This is a genomic window from Acidihalobacter yilgarnensis, from assembly GCF_001753245.1.
GTDB classification, from domain to species: Bacteria; Pseudomonadota; Gammaproteobacteria; order DSM-5130; family Acidihalobacteraceae; genus Acidihalobacter; species Acidihalobacter yilgarnensis.
In genome coordinates this window covers 208308-230143 of sequence record NZ_CP017415.1, presented here as the reverse complement: position 1 = coordinate 230143, position 21836 = coordinate 208308, and the positions used below count along the sequence as shown (strand labels likewise).

The window sequence follows — 21836 nt, the reverse complement described above, 5'->3', positions numbered from 1 at the left end:
CGGTTTTGCTGGCGGGCGATGGCTCAGCCGCCGAGGAACAAGCGGCCGACGTCGGGGTTTTCGAGGAGTTCGTCGCCGGAGCCGGCCATCGCGAGCTGGCCGGAGACGAGGACGTAGCCGAGATCGGCGAATTCGAGGCCTTTTTTGGCGTTTTGTTCGACGAGAACGATGGTCTTGCCTTGTTCGTGCTGCAATTCGCGCAGGATTTCGAAGACGGCATCGATGTAGCGCGGCTCCAAGCCGATGGAGGGCTCATCCACGAGCAGCACGCGGGGCTGCATGATGAGGGCGCGGGCGATTTCGAGCAGGCGGCGTTCGCCGCCGGAGAGTGTGCCGGCGGCGGCCTGGCGGCGCTGGGCGAGACGCGGGTAACGGGCGAGAACATCGGCCGCAGCGGCGCGGGCGGCTTCACGGCGCGGCATGAGGTAGCCACCCATGAGCAGATTTTCCTCGACCGTCATGCGCGGGAACACGGAGTTGTCCTGCATGACGTAGGCGATGCCGGCGTCGCGTAGCTTCTGCTCGGGGGTGAGGCCGCCGATGGCGCGACCCTCCAGCTCGACGGCGCCGCCAGTGATGCGGGTGAAGCCGTAGATCGAGTGCAACACGGTGGATTTGCCAGCGCCGTTGGGCCCGATCAGGCACAGCGACTGGCCGGTGGCAACGTGCAGGTCGAGGCCGTGCAGGATCTGCATGCGTCCATAGCCGGCTTCGAGACCCCGCAGGCTGAGCAGCGGGGCATCGTGCGCCAGACGCCGCAGGGCGGCGTCGTCCGGGCGTTGCTCGGCGAGCGCGGCGGCCTCGCGCGCGACCGACTCGACGGACATGACGAGGTCGACATCGCCCCCGCCGTGGCCGGAGACGCGGGGCGGCTTGGGTGGGTTCCAGCGCGGCTGCATCAGGCAGCGCCCAGGTAGGCGTCGATCACGCGCTGATCGCCGCGGATGGCCTCTGGCGGGCCATCGGCGAGCATGCGGCCGTGGGCGAGGCAATAGATGTGGTCGGCGAGGTTCATGATCACGCGCATGTTGTGCTCGATGACCAGCAGGGTGATGCCGAAGGTTTCGTTGGCACGGCGCAGGCGGTCGATGAGGCCGTTGATCAGGGTGGGATTGATGCCGGCGGTGGGCTCGTCTAGCAATAGCATGCGTGGGCGGTTCATCAGCGCCATGGCAAATTCGAGCAGCTTCTGCTGGCCAAAAGAGAGTTCGCCGGCGCGCACGTGGCGCTTGTCCTGCAGGCCGACGAATTCGAGCAGCTCACCGGCCTGATCGTCGGTCTCGGGGTCGAAACCACGGAACAGGCCGCGCAGGCCGGCGCGGGCGCCGGGCGCGGAGATGCGCATGTTGGCCATGCAGTCCATGCCGACGTACACGCGGGTCTGCTGGAAGGTGCGCAGCAAGCCGCGCCGGGCGATATCGCCGACGCGCAGCCGCGATAGCTCGGCACCGTCGAAGCGCACGCTGCCGGCGTCGAGGGGGTGGTAGCCGACAATGGCGTTGAACAGGGTGGTCTTACCGGAGCCGTTGGGGCCGATGAGGCCGTAGATCGCACCCTCGGGCACGCTCAGGCTGACGCGGTCGTTGGCGACGACGCCGCCAAAGGTCTTGCTGACACCGCTGACGTCAAGCAGCACACGGCTCATGGACGGTCCTCCGAGGTCGTGGTTTCGGACGTATCGCCGAAGCGCGCGGGGAAGCGCTCGCGCAGCCAACCCATGATGCCTTCGGGAAAGAACACCACGATGACCACAATGAGCGCGCCGAGCATGACGCGCTGCCAGCCGAGGAAGTAGGTCCAGGTGATTTCCTTGGCGGCGTAGAACAGGAAGGCGCCGATCAGCGGCCCCCACAGCGTGCCCTTGCCGCCGAGGATGGCCATGAGAATCATCCACACGCCGAAGCTGGCGCCGGCGAAGGCGACGTCGATGGGGTCGATGAAGCCGATCAGGTTGCCGACGCCGCCGCCGGCCAGCGCGAGCAGCGCGGCGGACACGGCCCAGGCAGTGGTCTTGTAGGCGACGGTGGGCAGGCCCATGGCCTCGGCCTTGTCCTCATTGTCGCGGATGGCGTTGAGGGCGAGGCCGAAGCGGCCGGCATACAACCGTGACAGCAGCCACAGGGCGAACAGCGCGAGCAGCATGAAGAAGACGTAGTAGAAGACTTCCTTGCCCGGCAGCCCGGCCGGCATGAGCGGCGTGACCATGCCGGAGCCGGCACCGATGAAGTCGACACCGGTGGCAATCTCGCCGGCGGCAATGCCAAGGCCGAGGGTGCAGATGGCAAAGTAATGGCCGCGCATGCCGAGGATTTGCGAGCCGAGCAGCCAGGCGAGCGCGACGGCAGCAACCACCCCGGCGACGAGGCCGAGCCCGAGGCCGATGAGGTATTGCGGCGCGGTGAGCACGAGTTGCGCCTGCCCACTGGCGACGCCGTGCCACAGGTCGCGCTGAACCACGGCGCAGGTGTACATGCCGACACCGAAGAAGAAGATGTTACCGAAGGAGTTGTAGCCCATTTGCCCGCCGCAGATGTCCCACGACAGGGCCAGCACGACCATGCACCAGGCGAAGGCGAACACGGTCATGTAATGCGGGAACAGCAGGGGCACGACGATGCCGGCGATGATCAATCCCGCCCAGGCCGGCGCGGACAGGCGTTGCTGGCGGGCGCTCACGACAAGTACTCCCGGCGGCGGCGCAACCAAGCGTTGCGCACGATCAGGATGACCACGAGCAGGCTGAACACGAAGGCGGACTGGAATTCGGCGCCGAGCACGAAGCCGGCGATCTGCTCCAGCGCGCCGAGGCCAAGGCCGGTGGCAAACACGCCGGGCAGGTTCCCGAGGCCGGCGACGATGACGATCATGAACGAACGCACGGTATAGGTCAGACCGATGAAGGGGTGGATCACCCAAATCATCACCACCAGGCTGCCGGCCATGCCGCAAAGGGCTGCATTGAGGCCGTAGGTGGCCGCGTAGACGCGGTCGGTGTTCACGCCGAGGACGCGGGCGGCGCGAGCGTTCTGCGCGGTGGCACGGATCGCCTGCCCCAATCGCGAGTAGCGCAGGCCCACCACCAGCAAGGCCGCGATCGCCAGCACCACACCAAAAGCGAGCAGCTTGGCGGTGGGCACGGTGACGGTGTTGTCGAGGAAATACCAGGTGGGCATGTCGACCGCGACGCTGACCACGTCCGGCCCGAACAGCTCGTTCATGAGCTGCTGCAACAGAATGGAGATGCCGAAGGTAGCGAGCAACGAGATGAACATGTCGCGGCCGACGATGCGATGGATCACCAGCCGATAGAGCAGGACGCCGAGCAGAAACAGCACCAGCCCGGCGATCGGCAGGCTGAGCAGCGGGTGCAGGCCGAACTGGCGGTACAGGAAGTAGCTGATATAACCGCCGAGAATCACGTATTCGCCCTGGGAAATGTTGATGATGTTCATCACACCCCAGACCAACGCCATACCGTATGCGGCCAACGCGAAGATGGCGCCGACCAGCAGCCCGTCGACCACGAGCTGCACCAGAATGGTCGGCGCTTGGAACAGCAACAGCAGATTGTCCATGCAGTCTCCCTCGGCGGCTGGACGGCCGGCGCCGCGGGCGGCGCCGGCGGGCGGTCAGGCGTTCTGGCGTTCAGGCGTTCAGGGGTGCGGCCACTCCAGTTTGCCGGTGGCCCATTTACTCGGCGCGACCACGACATAGGCACCGTTCTGGATCTGGCGCAGCACCATCGGCTTGGCGACGTTCTTGCCGGTCGCGTCGAAGCGGATGTTGCCGTAGAAGGTCTGCATGTCGGTCGCGGCGATGGCGTCGCGCACCTTTTGCGGGTCCAGCGAGCCAGCGCGATGGATGGCGTCGGCATAAATCTCCACTGCGGCGGAGGACTCGGCCGCCTGGTACGGCGGCACGTAGCCGTAGGTCTTCTCGAACAGCTGGGTATAGTCAGCGGCGCTGCCGAAGAGATCGTCTCGATAAGTCATGGTCGGCGCCCACTGCGAGGCACACAACGTACCCTCGGCGTGATTGCCGAACTTCGCTCGGTCGGTGAGCTGGGCAGACTCGCAGTGCGTCAATGCAACCATCGGCACCTTGACCTTCATCTCAGGCATCTGCCGGGTCACCAGCGCGGCGCCCTTGGAGTGACCCGAGGCGACGAATACGTCGGGACGCAGCGCGCGGACTTTGACCAGGGTGGAACTCATGTCGCTGAGATCGCGGGGAAATTTGTCGTCGACCACGATCTTCATGCCGTAGGACTTCGCATTTTCCAGCACGCCGGCGCGGATATCCTGCGAGAAGGGGTCGTTCTCTGTGGCCACTGCGACGCGCACGTCGGAGGGCTTTTTACCCTGTTTCACGGCCTGTTCCGCCGCAAGTTTGATCGCCTCCTGCAGATATTGCTCAGAGGTCGAGAGCACGGCGAAGAGGTATTTGTAGCCCTTGTCGAACAGCGTCCGCGAGGCGCCGTTGGCTTCTATCATGGGCACCTGATACATCTCGGTGACGGGGGCCATGGCCTTGGTCAGCCCGGAACTGTATGGCCCGAGCATGAAGCGTACGCCGTCGCGCTTGATCAGCCGCTCGGCCAGCTCGGCGGCGCGCGCGGGGGTGGATTCGTCGTCGTAATACTGCACCGCGATCTTGTAGGTTTTGTCGCCGACCTTGACCCCGCCGCGCTGGTTGATCAGGGCCACGGCAAGATCGTAGCCGCGCTTGGTGTGGGTGCCGGCCGTGGAATATTTGCCGGTGAGCGAGACGGCGGCGCCGAGCACGATGGTGTCGTTGGCGGCGAAGGCCGTGCCGCTGACAAACAAAACGGCGGCCAGCGCCAGCCTCAGGATGCGCATGTTCATGATTCTCCCCTTTGGTCGATGATCGAGCCGCTATAACGGCTTCTTAAGTCTTCTGTCTTATATAGCACGTGCACGGTGCATCGACCGGAAGGTATCGGGATCTTCTCGAAATACCGCGTGAGCTACGTCACCCCCGCCCTGCCCGCGCCCTCAAGGCTTGCAACACGAACGCGCGGTGCGCTACGCGGCCGAAGAGACGGCCCGGCGACATTCCATAACGTGGACTAGGCGGGCACGGCACTCGGCATGCGCCAGAGGATGGCGCCGAGCAACAGCAGCAAGACCAGCAGCAGCAGACTGTATGACAGCCAGCCGGCCTGTTCGTAGACCACGCCGGGCAGATAGGAGCCGAATGCGCCGCCGCTGTAGTAGCTGGAGACGTAAAGCCCGTTGACCAGACCCTTGCGGCGCGGCTCCAGGTGGTTGAGATAGGCCGTGAGCACGCTGTGCAAGGTGAACATACCGGCGGCGAAGACGAACATGCCGAAATAGATCCAGGGCAGCCCGCCGAGCGCGAGCATCGTCAACCCGGCGAGATACACCGCGCAGCCGGTGAGCAGGGTGCGCCGTTCGCCGCCGAGGCGACGGATCAACCACAGCGACGACAACGGCACGACGACGCCGACGAGGTAGCCGGCGTAGACCCAGGCAACCGCGCCCTGAGTGATGCCGGGGTCGAGCTGATGCATGCGAAACGGCAGGAAGTTCATCATCGCCGCGAACACGAAGAACAGCAGAAAGGCCGCCGCGAAGCCGAGCCGGTTGACCGGCCGCGCGATCATCGTACGCACTTCCGGCCAGCGCACGCGACCGAGGTTTGCGCGCGGGTCGGAGTCCAGCCAACGCGTCGAGAGCAGCGCCAAGGCGGCCAACGCGGACCACATCCAGAAGGCGGCCTGCCAATCCAGGTAATTGGCGATCACGCCGGAGAAGGTACGTCCGCTGAAACCCCCGACGATGGTCGCAGCGATGTAGAGCGTGATGGCGCGTCGTCCGCCAGCGGGACCGCCGATGGCGGAGCTGTAGGTCATCAGCGCAGTGAGCACAGCGGGCAGGATGAGGCCTTCCAGGCCGCGCAGCAGCAGGAAAGCGCCATAGCCGGGCCCTTGCGCCAACACCAGCTGTACCACGGTCAGCACGGCCAGACCGATCACCAGCAGGCGACGCGCGGATACACGTTCAAGCACGTAACCGTAGACCAGCGGCGCGATCGCGAGCGGCGTCATGGTGACGGTGGTGAGCAGCGCGACGTCGGCCGGGCTAACGCCCCATTGGCGCGCGAACAGCGGCAGCAAGGCCTGGTGTTCGTAAAGAATGGCCACCGAAACGACGGTGCAGTAGAGCACGATGAGGGTGTTGCGCAGGCGCATGGAGGGCGTTCGGATTCCGTCGGTGAAGGGTCGTCATGCCACGATAGCGGGCGGCCGCAATGCCGACAATCTGCGCCCGTTTCGGGGTCTGCCATAGCGGGCGCTTCCCGCCAGGGCCGACGATGCCGGATAATGGCCTCTTTTCGACACGGAGCGAAGCGTGAAATTCAGCGTCGACGAATTCCGCCGGTGGCCACACAAGAAGGTCACCCTGATCGGCATGTCCGGGGTGGGCAAGACCTATCTGTCGTCGCTGCTGCGCGAGCACGACTGGTTCCATTATGCAGGCGACTACCGCATCGGCACGCGCTACCTCGACGAGGCGATCCTCGACATGATCAAGGCGCAGGCGATGCAGGTGCCCTTCCTGCGCGACCTGCTGCGCAAGGACTGGATCTACATCCGCAACAACATCAAGATCAACGATCCCGGCCCCGTGCTGTCCTTCGTCGGCAAGCTCGGCAACCCGGAACTGGGTGGCGTCGAGCTGGAGGATTTCCACCGCCGCCAGGCGGCTTACCGCGAGGGTGAGATCCGTGCCATGTACGACGTGCCCGATTTCATCGAAAAGGCGCGACAGATCTACGGCTACGGACACTTCGTGAACGATGTCGGCGGCTCCTTGTGCGAGCTGGACGAGCCCGGCGTGATCGACCTGCTGGTCGAACACACGCTGATGCTCTACATCAAGGTCACCGATCAGGAGGAGGAAGACACCCTCATCCGACGCGCGCAGAAGGCACCCAAGCCGTTGTACTACCGGCGCGCGTTCCTGGAGGAACAGCTCGCCGTGTACCTGCGTGAGAACGGCTTCGAATATGCCGCGCAGATGAATCCCGACGACTTCACCCGCTGGATCTTCCCGCGCCTGTTCCGCTCGCGCCTGCCACGCTACGAGGCGCTGGCGCGGCAAGGTTATACCGTGACCTCCAAGGAGGTAGCGGGGGTGCGCGACGAGCAGGACTTTCTCGCCCTGCTCGAAGCGGCGATCGCGAGGGACTGAGGGTGCCGATCGTCGCCCACAACAGCCTGCCGACCTTCGAGCGCCTGCGCGACGAGGGATTGCGGGTACTCTCGCCGCACCGTGCCCGCAACCAGGACATCCGCGAGCTGCACATCGGGCTGCTCAACATGATGCCCGACAAGGCGCTGGCGGCAACCGAGCGCCAGTTCCTGCGGCTGGTGGCGCAGAGCAACCCGATCGCGCAGTTCTACGTGCACCCCTTCACCCTGCCGGAACTGCCTCGCGGCGAGGCCGCGCGCGAGCACGTCGAGCGCTATTACGAGCGCTTCGAGGATCTGCGCGAACAAGGGCTGGACGCGCTCATCATCACCGGCGCCAACGTGATCGGACCGGAGCTGTCCACCCAGCCCTTCTGGCAACCGCTGAGCCAGATCATCGAATGGGCCTGGGAGAACGTGACCTCGACGCTGTGCTCCTGCCTCGCCACGCACGCGGTGCTGGAGCTGCGCTACGGTCAGCGCCGCGAGCCGCGACCAGCGAAGATCTGGGGCGTCTATCCGCATCGCGTGATCGACCCGGCACACCCCCTGGTGGACGGTATCAACACGCGCTTCGACGTGCCGCATTCGCGCTGGAACGCAGTCACGCGGGTCCAGTTCCGGCAGGCCGGGCTGCGCGTACTGGCGGAAAGCGACGAGATCGGCGTGCATCTGGCCACCAGCGCCGACGGCTTCCGCTTCGTGTTCTGTCAAGGACATCCCGAGTACGACACCATTTCGCTGCTCAAGGAGTACAAGCGCGAGCTGCGTCGCTACCTCGCCGGCGAACTGGAGGACTATCCGCCCTTCGTAACGGGCTATTTCGATGGTTGGTCGCAGGCCGTGCTGCGCGAATATCGCCTGCGCGTCAAGCAGGCCCGGCACGAGGGCGACGCCATGCCCGAGCTACCCGAGCATCTGCTGCTGCCGCGGCTGGACAACACCTGGCACGATACCGCCGAGGCCGTGGTCAGCAACTGGATTGGGCTCGTCTACCAGCTCACCCACACCGAGCGACGTAAACCCTTCATGGATGACATCGATCCTGACAATCCCCTTGTGGGGCTGCGCAACTAGGGCCTGTTCACGTAGCCCAGAACTTTGCCGCTCGCTCGCGATGATGACCCAATAACGCCAACAAGGTTTTGAGCAAACGAAAAATGCGGGTGAGACCGTCCTCAGTCCGTCATATCCGGTGATGCCACAACATCGAATTCGGCCGCGGTTAGGCGCCGGGTCTCTTCCGTCAGAGGACTCAGCGGATCGATCTCGGCATCCGCGGCCACCGTCTTGAGATCGCGGAACTTGCGCGCGCTGGGCAGCACGCGCCGCTCCAGCGTACCCACCGATTTGTTGTAGGCATCGACCGCCTGATCGAGTCGGCTACCGACCGCCTCCCAGTGCTTGGCCAGTGTGGCGATGCGGTCGTACAGCTCCTTGCCCAGCGCGGCAACCTCCACGGCATTGCGCGCCATGGCCTCCTGGCGCCAGCCGTAAGCGACCGCCTTGAGCAGGGCGATCAGTGTGGTCGGGCTGGCCGGAATCACACGTTGTTCGGCACCAAACTCAATGAGGTTCGGGTCCTGCGCCAATGCGGCGGAAAAGAAGGCTTCGCCGGGCACAAACATGACGACAAACTCCGGCGAAGGCTCGAACTGCTCGAAGTAGCTCTTGCGGCCTAGCTGACTGATGTGCGTACGCACCTGCTGACCGTGGCGCAGCAACGCTGCTTCGCGCGTGATCTCGTCGGGCGCCTCGACGGCGGTGAGGTAGGCATCCACCGGCGCCTTGGCGTCGACCACGATACGCCGCCCACCCGGCAGGTTGACGATCATGTCCGGACGCAACCGGCCACCCTCGGTATTCTGGCTGACCTGTTCGTCGAAGTCGCAGTGCTCAAGCATGCCAGCCATTTCCACCACCCGCTTAAGCTGCACTTCGCCCCAGCGGCCACGCGCGGCCGGCTGGCGCAGGGCCTTCACCAGATTGGCCGTCTCGGCATGCAATTGCGGCAGGTGGTGCTTGAGCAAGGACTGGAGCTGCTGGTCTAGCGCGCTATAGGCGGATACCCGTGACTTTTCCATCTCGCCCAGCGTGCCGTCGACCTTGCTGAGCGATTCGCGAATCGGCCGAGTCAATTCCTCGATGGCCTTCTGGCGTTTCGTCAGATCGGACTGCGCACCCTCCTGGAAACGACTCAGGTTCTCCTGGGCCAGGCGCAGGAAGGATTCGTTGTTGTGCTTGAGGGCCTCGGAGGAAAGCGCCTTGAAGGCATCCGCCAGATTGGTGCGCGCCTCCTCCAACAAGGCGAGCTTCTCAGTGGAGCCACGACGCTCCTGGATCAGACGTTCGCGCAGCTCGGCCAGATCTCGCTGCAGTTCGGTGGTCAGCTCGCGCTCCGAATCCAGCGCCGCCGTCCTTGCCTGCAGCTCTGCCAGCAATTCTGTCACCCGCCGACGCTCACCTTCGCTGCGGCCGGCCAGTTCGGCAAAGCCGCGCTCGCGCTCGATCAGGCGTTCGTGTAACTCAGTGCGCAGGCGCTCGGATTCGGCCAACGCCGGGCGCAATTCTTCCACACGCGTCTCGGTGGCCTCCAGACGCGACTGCAGCACACGTCTGGCGCCGATGGCAAACAAATGACGCAACAGCCAGCCGGCGGCGACGCCGGCGGCAATGACTGCCGCCAAATACCAAGATTCCAGCACGATCACTACCTCCACTACGACGGGGGATATTGATCACTCCCCCTGCCGAGTATGTACCAATATTAATTTGATGCAGCCCGTCACCAATCGGCGACGCTATCTGTCTTCGTTTGCCAGCGCGCCAGGGCATAGGCCGCCTGCCCGGCACGTTGCTGACGACTCAACGTCAGACCGGGCGGCAATGTCGGCATACCTGCGTCCGCCGGGTATTCCAGATACACCCAGGCCCCGGGGCGCAGCCAACCGCCGTCCACCAGCGCCGACAACGTCGGCGCCAGCAAATCATGCGCGAACGGCGGATCGAGAAACACGATGTCGAACGTCCGCGTCGGGTTCTGCAGATACGCCTGGGCGGTCGTGTTCACGACATCCACTCCGATGGCGCCGAAGCGCGCGGCATTCTCTCTCAAGCACGCAGCCACCTGCGGCGCGGACTCGATCATCACAACCTCGGCCGCCCCGCGCGACGCAGCCTCTAGACCCAATGCGCCACTACCCGCGAACAGATCCAGGCAAACGCTGCCGGGCAGCGCCCATTGCAACCAATTGAACAGCGTCTCACGCACCCGGTCGATGGTCGGGCGCAAGCCGGGGGCATCTGGAAAATCGATGCGCCGCCCCCGCCAGCGGCCACCGATAATGCGCAGCTGGTTGGCCGCCCCTGCGCGCGGATTACCACGGCGCTTCCGCGTCACCGCCATTACGCGCTCCGAATAATGACGCAACGGGCCTTAAATCGACCTAATACCGCGTACTGCGGATTACGCGAGCGGCGCGCTCCTGCTAGCATGTGCATGCTCTCCAATTTCGATTACACCGGCCGGGAATGCCGCCATTATGTTCGGTTTCATAAGACGCAAGAAGTCACCGGATCAGGATACCCCCGAAAACGCGCAGCCGGTCGAGAACGACGGCGGCGAAATTGCGCCCGCGCAAACGGCCTCCACACCTGAAACACCGGCACCCTCATCGCCACCGACGGCACCGTCGGTAGCCGCCCCGGATGCCCCGCGCGGTGGGTTGTTCTCCCGACTACGCAAAGGGCTGTCCAAGACAGGGCGTGGCCTGACCGGCGGCGTCGCCTCGCTGCTGCTTGGTCGCAAGGCCATCGACGATGCGCTGCTGGAGGAACTCGAAACGCGGTTGCTGATGGCGGACGTGGGCATCGAAGCCACCACGCGCATCATCGACGATCTGACCGCGCGCGTGCGGCGCAAGCAGCTCGGCGATGCCGAGGCCCTGTTCGCGGCGCTGCGCGAAAACATGACCGCAATCCTGCAGCCCGTGGCCCGACCGCTGACCATCGATGCGTCTCGACGGCCCTATGTCATCCTCATGGTCGGCATCAACGGCGCCGGCAAAACGACCACCATCGGCAAGCTCGCCAAGCATCTGCAGACCGAGGGTAAATCGGTGATACTGGCGGCGGGCGACACCTTTCGCGCCGCCGCAGTGGAGCAACTGCAAGCCTGGGGCGCGCGCAACGAGATCCAGGTGATCTCCCAGGGCAGCGGCGCGGACAGCGCCTCGGTCATCTTCGATGGCCTACAAGCAGCCCGTGCGCGCGATGTCGATGTGCTGATCGCGGACACCGCCGGGCGGCTGCACACCCAGACCAACCTCATGGACGAACTGCGCAAGGTCAAGCGCGTGATCGCCAAACTGGATCAGGACGCCCCCCACGAGATCATGCTCGTGGTGGATGCCGGCATCGGGCAGAACGCGCTGGTGCAGGCCCGCGAGTTTCACAATGCCCTGGGGCTGACCGGGATCACGGTGACCAAGCTCGACGGCACTGCCAAGGGCGGCATCCTGTTCGCTATCGCACAGCAAGTCGGCATTCCGATCCGCTTCATCGGCGTCGGCGAAGCGATCGACGATCTGCGTCCCTTCGCGGCTGATGAATTCGTCTCGGCCCTATTGGCGGAGCACGCCGCGACAGACGACTAGACACATGATCTTCCTGCAGCACGTCGGCAAACGCTATACCACCGGCCAGGAGGCCCTTGCCGACGTAAACCTGGAACTCGACGCTGGCGAAATGGCCTTCCTCACCGGGCACTCCGGCGCCGGCAAGAGCACGCTGCTCAAGCTGATCGCGATGATCGAGCGTCCCTCGCGCGGACAAATCGTGATCAACGGCCGCAACCTGCAGACCATCGGCAATCGGCAAATCCCCTATTATCGCCGTCAGATCGGCATGATCTTTCAGGACCATCACCTGCTGCACGATCGCAGCGTGGGCGACAACGTCGCCCTGCCTCTGGTCATCGCCGGCCTGCGTCACGCGGAAATCCTGCGCCGTGTGCGCGCTTCGCTCGACAAGGTCGGCCTGCTGCACAAGGAGCGCGCGCTGCCGATCACGCTATCCACCGGCGAGCAGCAGCGCGTCGGTATCGCCCGTGCGGTGGTCAATAAGCCACCCATCCTGCTCGCCGACGAGCCTACGGGTAATCTCGACCCTGAGCTGTCGCTGGAGGTGATGAGCCTGTTCGACGAGTTCAACCGGGTCGGGGTGACTGTGTTGGTCGCAAGTCATGACCATGAACTCATCCGACTCATGGACAAACGCGTGATCGGCCTTTATGCCGGACGCCTCGACGACGACCCCACCCACGCGGTGCCGCACCGATGATCGGCCGCAATCCCCGCAAGCGCCCACGCAAGGCAGCATCGCCCCCAAAACCGAAAGTCGCGCGAATCAGCCGCCGGAACGGCGATTCTCACCGCCGGCCGACTGCCTGGTTGCTCAACCATGCGCGCGCACTTTTTTTCAGCCTCGGCAAGCTGTATCGCACCCCCACGGCCAGCGCAATGACCGTTGCCGTCATCGGCATCGCACTGGCACTGCCTGCCGGACTCTACGTGGTACTGACCAATATCGAACGAGTAGCCGGCAGCTGGGATCGCGGCGTACAGATCACCCTGTACCTCAAATCCGGCACCTCCGACCCAGCGATGACCGACCTTGCCAACCAGTTGCGCAACGATCCGCGTATCGAACGCGTCAAGACGGTCACACCCGAACAGGGTCTGTCCGAACTGGCCGAATCCGCCGGCTTCGGCGATGCACTCGACGCGCTACCCAACAACCCGCTACCACCAGTCGTGATCGTCTACCCTCGCCTTCAAGGACATCAGGCCACTCAGATCCGTGCATTACGACAAAATCTGGCGACACGCCCAGAGGTCGCGGACGCGCAATTAAATCTGGCCTGGGTGGAGCGGCTGTATGCCATCGTCACCATCGCCCAACGTGCCGTCTGGGTCGTGGGTGGCATGTTGGCACTCGCGGTACTGCTGGTGGTGGGCAACACAATCCGGCTCGACATCCTCAACCGTCGCCAGGAAATCGAAGTCGCCAAGCTCATCGGCGCGACGGATGCCTTCATCCGCCGCCCGTTTCTCTACGGAGGCTTCTGGCTGGGTCTGCTCGGTGGCCTGCTTGCGTTGATCCTACTGGCCCTCTCGCTATGGCTGCTTGCAGGCCCGATCAACCGCCTGGCCGGCCTCTACGGCAGTGACTATGTCCTTACCGGGCTAAGCCTGGGAGCTACCCTGCGCCTGCTAGTACTGAGCATCGCCTTCGGTCTTGGCGGCTCTTGGTTGGCGGTCGGCAGGCACTTGCGCGATATCGAACCCAGCTGAGCCACGGGCCGGATTGACCGTAATCACGGCTATACCTCCGAATCGGATGTATAATGCCTACATGGAAAAGGGGCTGCATCAGGCCTTGAAATAAGGTCGAACCGCCCCCACTAATCCCTGTCGAACCGGTTAGGGACCCCAATTCGGACAAAGCGCCGAAGGATGAACGAATCGATGAACATGCACTTGGCCACAATCAACGGCACACTGCCCAGCCTCAACGCCGGCAGCCTGGAGAGCTATATCGCGGCTGTACATCGCCTACCCGTACTCTCCGCAGAGGACGAACGCACACTTGCGCGGCGCCTGAACCAACAGAATGACCTCGAAGCCGCCCGCAGACTGGTGCTCCACAATCTGCGCTTCGTGGTACAGGTCGCACGCGGCTACCGCGGCTACGGCCTGCCGCTTGGTGATTTGATTCAGGAAGGCAACATCGGCCTGATGAAGGCGGTGAAGCGCTTCAACCCGGAGATGGGCGTTCGCCTGGTCTCATTCGCGGTACATTGGATTCGCGCCGAAATACACGAATTCATCCTGCGCAACTGGCGCATCGTCAAGGTCGCGACGACCAAGGCCCAGCGCAAACTGTTCTTCAACCTACGCGGCGCGAAAAAACGCCTCGGTTGGCTCAACCAGGAAGAGGTCGAGACCGTTGCCCGCGACTTGGGCGTCAGCCCGCGCGAGGTGCTCGAAATGGAGTCACGCCTGTCGAATCAGGATACGGCGTTCGACCCCGAACCGAGTGACGGAGAGGACAAGAGTTTTTCCCCGTCCGCCTATCTCACCGACGACCGGCCAGATCCGGCCATGCAGATTGAAGAGGAAGACTGGCAGACACACCATCAGGAGCGCCTGCAAGCCGCGATGGCCGAACTCGATCCGCGCAGCCTGGATATCCTCCGCAAGCGCTGGCTGACCGAACCCAAGGCCACGCTGCACGAATTGGCCGATCAATACAACATTTCCGCCGAGCGAATTCGCCAGCTCGAAAACAACGCCCTACGCAAGCTCAAGGGTGCCGTGGCCGCCTGAGCCGGTAAATTTTAGCGGCCAGCGGCCATCCAAACGAAGACGCCCGCATGATGCGGGCGTCTTCGTTTGGATGCTGCGAATCGTCTAGAGCCAGTGCGTGAACAGCACGGAAAGAAAGCTCGCCCAACTCAGCACGATCAGCGCTACGATGATCATCAGCGGTATGTTCTGTCTGTTCATATCCCCCCCATCCATTCTTTTGTATCGGAGCACCCACATCTCAATTAGGGGCGCCGTTTTGCACGACGAACTCCGTTGCCCGGCAGCCGTGGATCGTCATCGTCCATCAACATGCGCTGCGGCGGGCCATCCATATCGTCGTACTGCCCACTCTTGACCGTCCAGATAAAGGCCACAATGGCAAGGATCGCCAGAAATACCGCGAGCGGAAGCAATAGGTAAAGTATTGTCATACTGCAGCCTCCCGCCCCTTGCCATCAGTCTCCGGCAGATCCCGCAAGCGCAATGCATTCATCACCACCACCAGCGAACTCGCCGACATCCCGATGGCGGCCATCCATGGCGTCAACCAGCCACTCGCGGCCAGCGGTACCGCCATTAGATTGTAGCCCACCGCCCAGGTCAGATTCTGCTTCACGATACGCAGACAGCGGCGCGACACGACCACCGCCTGTGGTAAACGCAACAGGCGATCGCTCAACAACACCATGTCCGCGCTGGCATGCGCCAACTGGGCACCGCTCGCCAGCGCAACGGAAACATCGGCACCAGCCAGCACCGGCGCATCATTGACGCCATCGCCGACCATGGCCACGGTCGCGCCGGCGGCTTGCAGATGTCGTAGGGCGGCGAGTTTGTCGGCAGGCGCCAGACCACCGATGGCCTCATTCACGCCGACACGCTGTGCCACATCCGTCACTGCCGCCTGCGTATCGCCGCTGAGCATGTGTACCCGCAGACCCAGCACGCGCAGCGCTTCAATCGCCTGACTCACGCCAGGCCGCAAGCGATCGCGCAAGCGGAATTCTGCTAGTACGCGCGTCTCGTCGGCCAGCCACACGACTCCATCTTCAGCCGCACCCACACCGAATGATCGCGGCTCGGCCATCATGTCTGTGCGTGCGACCCAATCCGGGCGGCCGATACGTAATTGGCGGCCCTCGACCTGCCCGGTGATACCCGAGCCAGGTTCGGCAAACAAGGCCGTCGCCGGCAGGGGCGTATCGATATAAACCCGAAATGCTTGTGCAACAGGATGTTCCGAATCCTGCTCAAGCGCTGCCGCCCAACACAGACAGCGCTCGATATCTTCACCCTCAGCGACGGCCACACCGACCAGCTCCGGCCGACCGTAGGTAAGGGTACCGGTCTTGTCGAAGACAATATCAGTGGTCCGGGACAAGGCCTCGAGGACATGTCCACGAGTGGCCAGCAAACCGAGACGACTCAACGTGCCGGTTGCAGCCGTCAGCGCAACCGGCATTGCCAGTGAAAGCGCGCATGGGCAGGTGACCACCAGTACGGACAGCGTCACCCAGAAGGCGCGCGCGGGGTCGTACCACGACCAGAAGGCATAGACTCCAATGGCCATCAGCAGCAGACCACCCACGAACCAACCGGCAACCCGATCAGCCACGATGGCCAGGCGAGGCTTTTCTGCCAATGCGCGATCGAGCAGCTGAATGACGGCGGACAGCACGCTGTCCGCCCCCACCGCGGCAACGCGCACCGTGAGCGGACTTTCCACATTGATCGAGCCACCGACCACGACATCGCCGACCACACGACGGCACGGTAGGTATTCACCGGTCAGCAGTGATTCGTTGACGCTGCTGGTACCCTCCGTCACGAGGCCGTCCGCCGGGATGACCTCGCCAGGGCGCACCCGCACGCTGTCGCCTACGATCAGCTCCGACGCAACCACCGCCGTCTCCCCATCGCGGTCGAGTCTGCGTGCCATGGTTGGCTTGAGATGAACGAGCGCCTCGACCGTCTGACCGGCACGATGCCGCGCCAGCATTTCCAGAAAACGCCCTACCAATAAAAAGAACACAAACATGGTGACCGAATCGAAGTACACCTCGCCTGTGCCGATCAGTGTCGCCCAGGTACTGGCGCCATAGGCGGTGGCCACCGCCAGTGCAACCGGTACGTCCATGCCCAGCGCGCGCCGCTTGAGATCGCGCCAAGCAGCACTGAAAAACGTACGTGCGGCATAAAACACCACCGGCGTTGCGAAGGCGAAGCTGATCCAACGCAGCAGGCTTCGCGTCTCCGGTGACATGCCACCGTAATCCCCAGCATACAAACCAACCGCAACCATCATGACCTGCATCATGCCAAGACCGGCCACCGCAAGCTGCTTGAGCATGCGCGCGCGTTCTTGCCGATAGACCCCTTCCTGGCGACTGGGGTCGAAGGGATGCGCGCGATAGCCGATAGCCGAAATTGCCATCAGGACATCACTGAGCTTTATCCGCGTTTCATCCCAACTCAAACGAGCGCGATGCGTGGTGTAGTTGACACTGAAATCCACCACGCCCGGCAATTCCTTGACGTGTCGTTCGCTCAACCAGGCACAGGCAGCACAGACAATGCCTTCCAGAATCAAGGCCGCTTCGCGCTGCTCGCCGGTACCGCTCACGAAGCTGCGCTGCACCTCCTCGCGGTCGTATAGCGTCAGCTCCGACAGGATGTCCGGCACCCGTTCGCGCTGCCCCGTTGGCGTGACCGTACGGTAACGGTAATAATCCTCGAGACCGCCCTCCACGATGGCCCGCGCAACGGCCGCGCAACCGGGACAGCACATGTCACGCCTCTCCCGAGCACGGCAAGGGTGTAATCCGCACCATGTGGAATCGGCAACCCACAGTGATAACAAGCTGACGCCGCGGGCGCAGCTGCGGTGAGGGAGGCGCTGTCGTGAAGCTTGGCGCTCATCGATGGACCATGACTTGGGCCCGTCGTCAGCCGTTTTGCGGGATGGCTGCGGGTTCGACGGCCGTCAAACCATGCGCTTCGTAGATCGACTGCCCGTGGCGTATATCCAGCAGCAGTTCCCAACTACCGGGATGCGGCAGAGCAACACTGACTTGATACAATCCTAGTCCCACCTCGTGCATCACGAAACGTTGATCCTCGGCCGCATTCGATGGCCTCATGAAACGACCGCTAACGCTGGCCGCGGACAGCGGCTTACCTTCACGGTCCGTCACCTCGACCTGAAAAATCGCCTTGTTCCCGACGCGCGGTGTTTCCAGAAAACCCTTGCGCACACGCCAGCCAAGACGTTTCTGGGCATCCATAGAAGAGAGGTATCTCGCGTAATCCTCGGACTTGTCCTGGTAGTCATGCGGCACCATGCCTGGAAAATCCGAGCGGACCTCAACCCCACCGCCGACCGGCGGCAGCAGCCACGCTGCCGTGCGCGGCGACACACCATTTTCCGCGAAAGTGATGATGACGGCATCGACCAGTGCGACGATTCCCAAAAAAATCACAATGGTCGCCGGCGCCCAATTGAACCAGCGCTTACCCACATGCAGTTCGCGGTGCCCTTCCCAATGTGTGGTGATGATACTCAGGCCGTATGGCGTCAGCAGATATAGCGCGAGATGGATCGCGAGCACGTCCAACCCCTGCCAATACATGATCGCAAAGGGTGTGTAGACGACCAGAACCATTACCGCGACAAGCAAGCCCACCTGCTTGCCGCGCAATCGTGTCAGGCGATAAAGCAGAACATAGGCAAGAAACGCCAGCGCTACACCGCCACCCAAAGTGCTCACCAGATCGGTCGTTACGACTTGTTCATCCATGCGTCCTACCTCGTGTAGAACTGCGTCGGCAGAATCAGCGGGGCGGGCGCATGACGCCCCTCGGGTGTCAGCTCGAAGCTGAAGGGAATGCGCTTGGGATCATTCGCGCGCGCCGGGTAGCGCAGTTTGACGTAGACGGTCCGACTGGCCTCTGGCAGCAAATCCATCACCGCGCTGGGCTGTACTTCTACATGCGCCCCGTTGAGGCCCCGCACGCCCACATGCAGAGACAGACGGTGCGTGGAGGTGTTGTTGACGACGATAGCATAGCTGTTCTGGATGCGCCCATCTGACAGTACGACCGTGAGGGGTTGACGCGTCTGCTGAACGCTCGCATCAAAGGCGGCGCGCGTAGCCACACTGCTGACCAGCAGAAAGGTCGCTGCCATCAACGCGATGCCGTAACCGACCGTCTTGAACTTGAAGAACCGGGTCCGCCCACCCGCTAGAGCCCGCTCCGAGGTATACCGGATGAGACCCTCGGCCCAACCCAGATTGCGCATGATGCCGTTGCACGCATCCACGCATAGTGCGCAATGGATACACTCCACTTGAAGCCCATTACGGATATCGATCCCCGTCGGACATACCTGGACGCAGTAACCACAGTCGATGCAGTCGCCATGCCCGGCCTGCTGACGGGCTTCTTGACCCTTCAGATCGCGCGTCACCTTGTGACGCCCCCGCTCGCCCTCGCCGCGATGACGGTCGTAACTCACGATCAAGGTGTCTCGATCGAACATGACGCTCTGAAATCGCGCATAGGGGCACATGTAGGTACACACCTGTTCGCGCGCGATGCCGGCGAAGATGTATGTGGTTGCGGTCAACATAAAGGTAGTGACGTAGGCGGCAAATGGCGCTTTTGCCTCGAAAAAGGCGCTCAGCAGATGCGGTGCGTCGGCCCAATAGAGCGTGAAGGTCAATCCCGTCCAGAAGGCCATCGCCAGCCACAAGGCGTGCGTCGATCCCAACTTGAGCACTCGCGCCACCGTCCATCCATGCTCGCGAAGGCGCATGCGCGCTGGCCGCTCCCCCTGGACTAGGCGCTCGATCAATAGGTAGATATCCGTCCAGAGCGTCTGAAAACAGAAATATCCACACCAGACACGTCCGGCCACACCCGTGACGAAAAATAGCAACAGCGCTGCAATCACCAGCAAAATAGCCAACCAGAAAATGTTCTGGGGGTATACCACCAGATCGAACAGGTAAAAATGCCGTTCCGGCAGATCAAACATCACCGCCTGATCCGGCCCAGTCGCCCGTGTCCATCGCAGCCACGGCAGGAGAAAAAAAACGCCGTATGCCACCCCGAGGATGGCGTACTTGATATTGCGAAACCGCCCCTTTACCGAACGCGGGTAGATCGTGATACGGGCCTGATAAACAGGACCGGTGTGATCGCTCATAAGCAGCTCACTTGATCCTTGGTCTGAGACCTTGAATTCGGCTCCGAAGGCGTTGCTCGTATAACGCCATACTTGCCTTTGGCGCAGCTACGCGTCGCTACTTGCCACCCCCAGTGCGTGAACGTAGACCGCCAACAGTTTGATCTCGGTTTGACTCAAACGATGATCCCAAGCCGGCATCTGGCGCTGCACGCCCTTGTTGATCACCGCCGATACGGCCGCGATCTTAGCGGTATAGGTGGTTGCCCCAGGTACGTTCGCGATCGTCCATACCTTATCGGCAAGGTTCGCCGAACCAACGACCCGGTTTCCCGTCCCCGCCTTGGTGTGGCAATAGAAACAGCCGCTTTGATCGCTGCGAAATATCTGCGCGCCTCGCTGAATCGCCGCCGCATTGCCACCCGGCGTCCCAGACAAACTCAGAACGAATTCGGCCAGGTCCACTACCTCAGTTTGCGAAAAACTGCCCTTGAACGCGGGCATAAAGCCATGGCGTCCCTGCGCAATGGTCTGTCGTATCGTGTTCAAGCTCCCACCCCACAACCAAGCGTCGTCAGTCAGATTGGGGTAGTGTCCAAGCACGCCCTGGCCACCGGCGCCGTGGCAGGCCGCGCAGTTGTCGCCGAACAGTCGCTTGCCAATTTTCATCGTGAAATCAAGTAGCTGCGGATCCGTCTCCAGCTGCCGCATCGAGGCTTGCGACGCCTTGTCCAGCCATGCTTTCTGCTTGAGAGCCTCCGGTCCCGACTGCATGTCGTGTACGAATTCAGCGCGTGTGCTCCACGGCACTGTTTTCTGCTTGCCGTCAGCTTGCGTATAGGTAACCGTCTCGAAGCCCTTGGTAAAGGTCTTGCCGATCGGCCACGCCGGGTACAGGAACCAGTACACCACGGCAAATATTACGGAGCCATAGAAGGCCCAGACCCACCAACCCGGCAACGGATTGTTCAATTCCTGCAGGTCACCGTCCCAAACATGGCCCGTGGTCTCGACCTCGGTATCGTCGCCCTTGCCCTTAGGATCATTCATGCTTATCCCCCCTGCCATGCTGCTTGTCGTCTCCGTCTTCCCCTGAAACCCGGTCATCCTCAAAAGGCATGTACCGATAAGATTCCAGGCGCGCGGATCGGCGCTTATTGGTATAGGCGTATATCACGATGCCGATAAACAGCGGGAACAGAAGGGCAAGCAGCGTAATCTTGTGGCTCGAGAGTTCGACCAGCCATTGCCAGAATCCTGCCACTCACGCCTCCCCGGCTCACCAGCCACTCGCCATTAACGAAATTTGACGAAGTAACCTTCACCATAATGGTTGAAATTCACTTCGGTACCCAGCACCTGAAGATATGCAACCAAGGCATCCATTTCGGTAAGACGTGCTGGAACGCCATCGTAGTCGCCTTGCTGAGCCTGTTGGATCAGATTCGCCTGCGCACGATTGATATCCAACATGTCGGCCATCTTCACGCCAAAACGTTTGACGTTCGCGTCGTATTCGGCCTTGGTTTCCGAATAAGGGACGCCGGCATCCCTTAAGGCACGCATCCGCGCAGCAATGTGCGAGTAATCCAGATCATCGCTCAACAGCCAGGGGTAGTTCGGCATGATGGATTCAGGCACCACTGAGCGCGGCGCGATGAGATGCTGGACCATCCAGGCATTGGAGTATTTACCACCCACACGCGCCAGATCCGGCCCGGTGCGCTTGGAACCCCACAAGAACGGATGGTCGTATTCGGACTCGGCAGCGAGCGAGTAGTGACCATAGCGGAGCGCTTCGTTCCTGAAGGGCCTGACCATCTGCGAATGGCAGTAAAAGCACCCCTCGCGCTGATAAATGTCGCGCCCACGCAATTCCAGGGGGGTGTAGGGATGTACGCCCTGCACCGGCTCCACCGTCCCCTTGAGATAAAACAGGGGCACAATCTCCACCAAACCACCGATGGCCACTACCACCAGCGTGAGAATCACCAACAGGCCGGCGTTCGTTTCGATGCTTTCATGTCTCATATCGATCCTC

The 21836-nt window shown here is 62.6% G+C and carries 21 protein-coding genes; 6 read left to right on the top strand and 15 right to left on the bottom strand.

The genetic code is table 11. The features are described 5' to 3' along the window. Positions 1 to 23: 23 nt before the first annotated feature. The 6 genes from BI364_RS01120 to BI364_RS01095 form a co-directional block, all read right to left on the bottom strand. The gene (locus BI364_RS01120) at positions 24 to 899 is read right to left on the bottom strand and encodes an ABC transporter ATP-binding protein (protein WP_083251082.1); all 876 of its coding nucleotides are present in this window, start codon (positions 897 to 899) and stop codon (positions 24 to 26) included. Further along, the gene (locus BI364_RS01115) at positions 899 to 1645 is read right to left on the bottom strand and encodes an ABC transporter ATP-binding protein (protein WP_070077186.1); all 747 of its coding nucleotides are present in this window, start codon (positions 1643 to 1645) and stop codon (positions 899 to 901) included. The genes BI364_RS01120 and BI364_RS01115 overlap by 1 nt, the downstream gene beginning before the upstream one ends. Further along, entirely contained in the window at positions 1642 to 2676 is a 1035-nt protein-coding gene (locus BI364_RS01110; protein WP_197495790.1) for a branched-chain amino acid ABC transporter permease, read from the bottom strand. The genes BI364_RS01115 and BI364_RS01110 overlap by 4 nt, the downstream gene beginning before the upstream one ends. Next, positions 2673 to 3575 (bottom strand): branched-chain amino acid ABC transporter permease, encoded by a 903-nt coding sequence (locus BI364_RS01105; protein WP_070077185.1) that lies wholly within the window; start codon positions 3573 to 3575, stop codon positions 2673 to 2675. The genes BI364_RS01110 and BI364_RS01105 overlap by 4 nt, the downstream gene beginning before the upstream one ends. Positions 3576 to 3653: 78 nt before the next feature. Further along, a complete protein-coding gene (locus tag BI364_RS01100) occupies positions 3654 to 4865 on the bottom strand; it encodes an amino acid ABC transporter substrate-binding protein (RefSeq protein WP_197495789.1) in 1212 nt (403 codons plus the stop codon). Positions 4866 to 5089: 224 nt separating this feature from the next. Then, on the bottom strand, positions 5090 to 6235 hold the full coding sequence (locus BI364_RS01095) for an MFS transporter (protein WP_070077184.1): 1146 nt from the start codon (positions 6233 to 6235) through the stop codon (positions 5090 to 5092). Between the two features lie 160 nt (positions 6236 to 6395). On the opposite strand from BI364_RS01095, the gene BI364_RS01090 reads away from it, so the two are divergent. Together BI364_RS01090 and metA are read left to right on the top strand one after the other, a co-directional pair. Continuing rightward, a complete protein-coding gene (locus BI364_RS01090) occupies positions 6396 to 7238 on the top strand; it encodes an ATPase (RefSeq protein ID WP_070077183.1) in 843 nt (280 codons plus the stop codon). A 2-nt stretch (positions 7239 to 7240) separates the two neighbouring features. After that, entirely contained in the window at positions 7241 to 8314 is a 1074-nt protein-coding gene (metA, locus tag BI364_RS01085) for a homoserine O-succinyltransferase MetA (protein WP_070077182.1), read from the top strand. Between the two features lie 101 nt (positions 8315 to 8415). Here metA and rmuC read toward each other — a convergent pair whose 3' ends face one another. After that, positions 8416 to 9942 carry a DNA recombination protein RmuC gene (rmuC, locus tag BI364_RS01080; protein ID WP_233279557.1) on the bottom strand — a complete coding sequence of 509 codons (1527 nt, stop codon included), beginning with the start codon at positions 9940 to 9942 and terminating at the stop codon, positions 8416 to 8418. Between the two features lie 80 nt (positions 9943 to 10022). Continuing rightward, positions 10023 to 10643 (bottom strand): 16S rRNA (guanine(966)-N(2))-methyltransferase RsmD, encoded by a 621-nt coding sequence (gene rsmD, locus BI364_RS01075; RefSeq protein WP_070077181.1) that lies wholly within the window; start codon positions 10641 to 10643, stop codon positions 10023 to 10025. Positions 10644 to 10779: 136 nt separating this feature from the next. On the opposite strand from rsmD, the gene ftsY reads away from it, so the two are divergent. From ftsY to rpoH, 4 genes are all read left to right on the top strand, one after another. Next, on the top strand, positions 10780 to 11892 hold the full coding sequence (gene ftsY / locus BI364_RS01070; protein ID WP_070077180.1) for a signal recognition particle-docking protein FtsY: 1113 nt from the start codon (positions 10780 to 10782) through the stop codon (positions 11890 to 11892). A 4-nt stretch (positions 11893 to 11896) separates the two neighbouring features. After that, positions 11897 to 12577, top strand: a complete 681-nt coding sequence (gene ftsE, locus BI364_RS01065; RefSeq protein ID WP_070077179.1) for a cell division ATP-binding protein FtsE — start codon at positions 11897 to 11899, stop codon at positions 12575 to 12577. Beyond that, the gene (gene ftsX, locus BI364_RS01060; RefSeq protein ID WP_070077178.1) at positions 12574 to 13590 is read left to right on the top strand and encodes a permease-like cell division protein FtsX; all 1017 of its coding nucleotides are present in this window, start codon (positions 12574 to 12576) and stop codon (positions 13588 to 13590) included. The genes ftsE and ftsX overlap by 4 nt, the downstream gene beginning before the upstream one ends. A gap of 174 nt (positions 13591 to 13764) precedes the next feature. Then, complete coding sequence (rpoH, locus tag BI364_RS01055; RefSeq protein ID WP_070079801.1) at positions 13765 to 14625, top strand: RNA polymerase sigma factor RpoH; 861 nt, start codon at positions 13765 to 13767, stop codon at positions 14623 to 14625. 224 nt (positions 14626 to 14849) lie between these two features. On the opposite strand, the gene ccoS is transcribed toward rpoH, so the two are convergent. The 7 genes from ccoS to ccoO all read right to left on the bottom strand — a co-directional run bounded on the left by ccoS (position 14850) and on the right by ccoO (position 21826). Further along, a complete protein-coding gene (gene ccoS / locus BI364_RS01050) occupies positions 14850 to 15038 on the bottom strand; it encodes a cbb3-type cytochrome oxidase assembly protein CcoS (RefSeq protein ID WP_070077177.1) in 189 nt (62 codons plus the stop codon). Further along, positions 15035 to 17395 carry a heavy metal translocating P-type ATPase gene (locus tag BI364_RS01045; RefSeq protein WP_197495788.1) on the bottom strand — a complete coding sequence of 787 codons (2361 nt, stop codon included), beginning with the start codon at positions 17393 to 17395 and terminating at the stop codon, positions 15035 to 15037. Before BI364_RS01045 ends, ccoS begins: the two co-directional genes overlap by 4 nt. A 157-nt stretch (positions 17396 to 17552) precedes the next feature. Further along, the gene (locus BI364_RS01040) at positions 17553 to 18404 is read right to left on the bottom strand and encodes a FixH family protein (RefSeq protein ID WP_070077176.1); all 852 of its coding nucleotides are present in this window, start codon (positions 18402 to 18404) and stop codon (positions 17553 to 17555) included. A 5-nt stretch (positions 18405 to 18409) separates the two neighbouring features. Next, complete coding sequence (gene ccoG, locus BI364_RS01035) at positions 18410 to 19816, bottom strand: cytochrome c oxidase accessory protein CcoG (protein ID WP_070077175.1); 1407 nt, start codon at positions 19814 to 19816, stop codon at positions 18410 to 18412. Between the two features lie 87 nt (positions 19817 to 19903). Beyond that, positions 19904 to 20845, bottom strand: coding sequence for a cytochrome-c oxidase, cbb3-type subunit III (gene ccoP, locus BI364_RS01030; RefSeq protein WP_070077174.1), 942 nt, complete (start codon positions 20843 to 20845; stop codon positions 19904 to 19906). Beyond that, entirely contained in the window at positions 20838 to 21059 is a 222-nt protein-coding gene (locus BI364_RS01025) for a cbb3-type cytochrome oxidase subunit 3 (RefSeq protein ID WP_070077173.1), read from the bottom strand. Before BI364_RS01025 ends, ccoP begins: the two co-directional genes overlap by 8 nt. 32 nt (positions 21060 to 21091) lie before the next feature. Next, positions 21092 to 21826 (bottom strand): cytochrome-c oxidase, cbb3-type subunit II, encoded by a 735-nt coding sequence (gene ccoO / locus BI364_RS01020; protein ID WP_070077172.1) that lies wholly within the window; start codon positions 21824 to 21826, stop codon positions 21092 to 21094. Positions 21827 to 21836 lie beyond the last annotated feature (10 nt).

Bases quoted from the DNA above. Each gene is read 5' to 3' on its own strand.
- BI364_RS01120 (WP_083251082.1), bottom strand. From the start codon at position 899: ATGCAGCCGCGCTGGAACCCACCCAAGCCGCCCCGCGTCTCCGGCCAC.
- BI364_RS01115 (WP_070077186.1), bottom strand. From the start codon at position 1,645: ATGAGCCGTGTGCTGCTTGACGTCAGCGGTGTCAGCAAGACCTTTGGC.
- BI364_RS01105 (WP_070077185.1), bottom strand. From the start codon at position 3,575: ATGGACAATCTGCTGTTGCTGTTCCAAGCGCCGACCATTCTGGTGCAG.
- BI364_RS01100 (WP_197495789.1), bottom strand. From the start codon at position 4,865: ATGAACATGCGCATCCTGAGGCTGGCGCTGGCCGCCGTTTTGTTTGTC.
- BI364_RS01095 (WP_070077184.1), bottom strand. From the start codon at position 6,235: ATGCGCCTGCGCAACACCCTCATCGTGCTCTACTGCACCGTCGTTTCG.
- rsmD (WP_070077181.1), bottom strand. From the start codon at position 10,643: ATGGCGGTGACGCGGAAGCGCCGTGGTAATCCGCGCGCAGGGGCGGCC.
- ftsY (WP_070077180.1), top strand. From the start codon at position 10,780: ATGTTCGGTTTCATAAGACGCAAGAAGTCACCGGATCAGGATACCCCC.
- ftsE (WP_070077179.1), top strand. From the start codon at position 11,897: ATGATCTTCCTGCAGCACGTCGGCAAACGCTATACCACCGGCCAGGAG.
- ftsX (WP_070077178.1), top strand. From the start codon at position 12,574: ATGATCGGCCGCAATCCCCGCAAGCGCCCACGCAAGGCAGCATCGCCC.
- rpoH (WP_070079801.1), top strand. From the start codon at position 13,765: ATGAACATGCACTTGGCCACAATCAACGGCACACTGCCCAGCCTCAAC.
- ccoS (WP_070077177.1), bottom strand. From the start codon at position 15,038: ATGACAATACTTTACCTATTGCTTCCGCTCGCGGTATTTCTGGCGATC.
- BI364_RS01045 (WP_197495788.1), bottom strand. From the start codon at position 17,395: ATGTGCTGTCCCGGTTGCGCGGCCGTTGCGCGGGCCATCGTGGAGGGC.
- BI364_RS01040 (WP_070077176.1), bottom strand. From the start codon at position 18,404: ATGGATGAACAAGTCGTAACGACCGATCTGGTGAGCACTTTGGGTGGC.
- ccoG (WP_070077175.1), bottom strand. From the start codon at position 19,816: ATGAGCGATCACACCGGTCCTGTTTATCAGGCCCGTATCACGATCTAC.
- ccoP (WP_070077174.1), bottom strand. From the start codon at position 20,845: ATGAATGATCCTAAGGGCAAGGGCGACGATACCGAGGTCGAGACCACG.
- ccoO (WP_070077172.1), bottom strand. From the start codon at position 21,826: ATGAGACATGAAAGCATCGAAACGAACGCCGGCCTGTTGGTGATTCTC.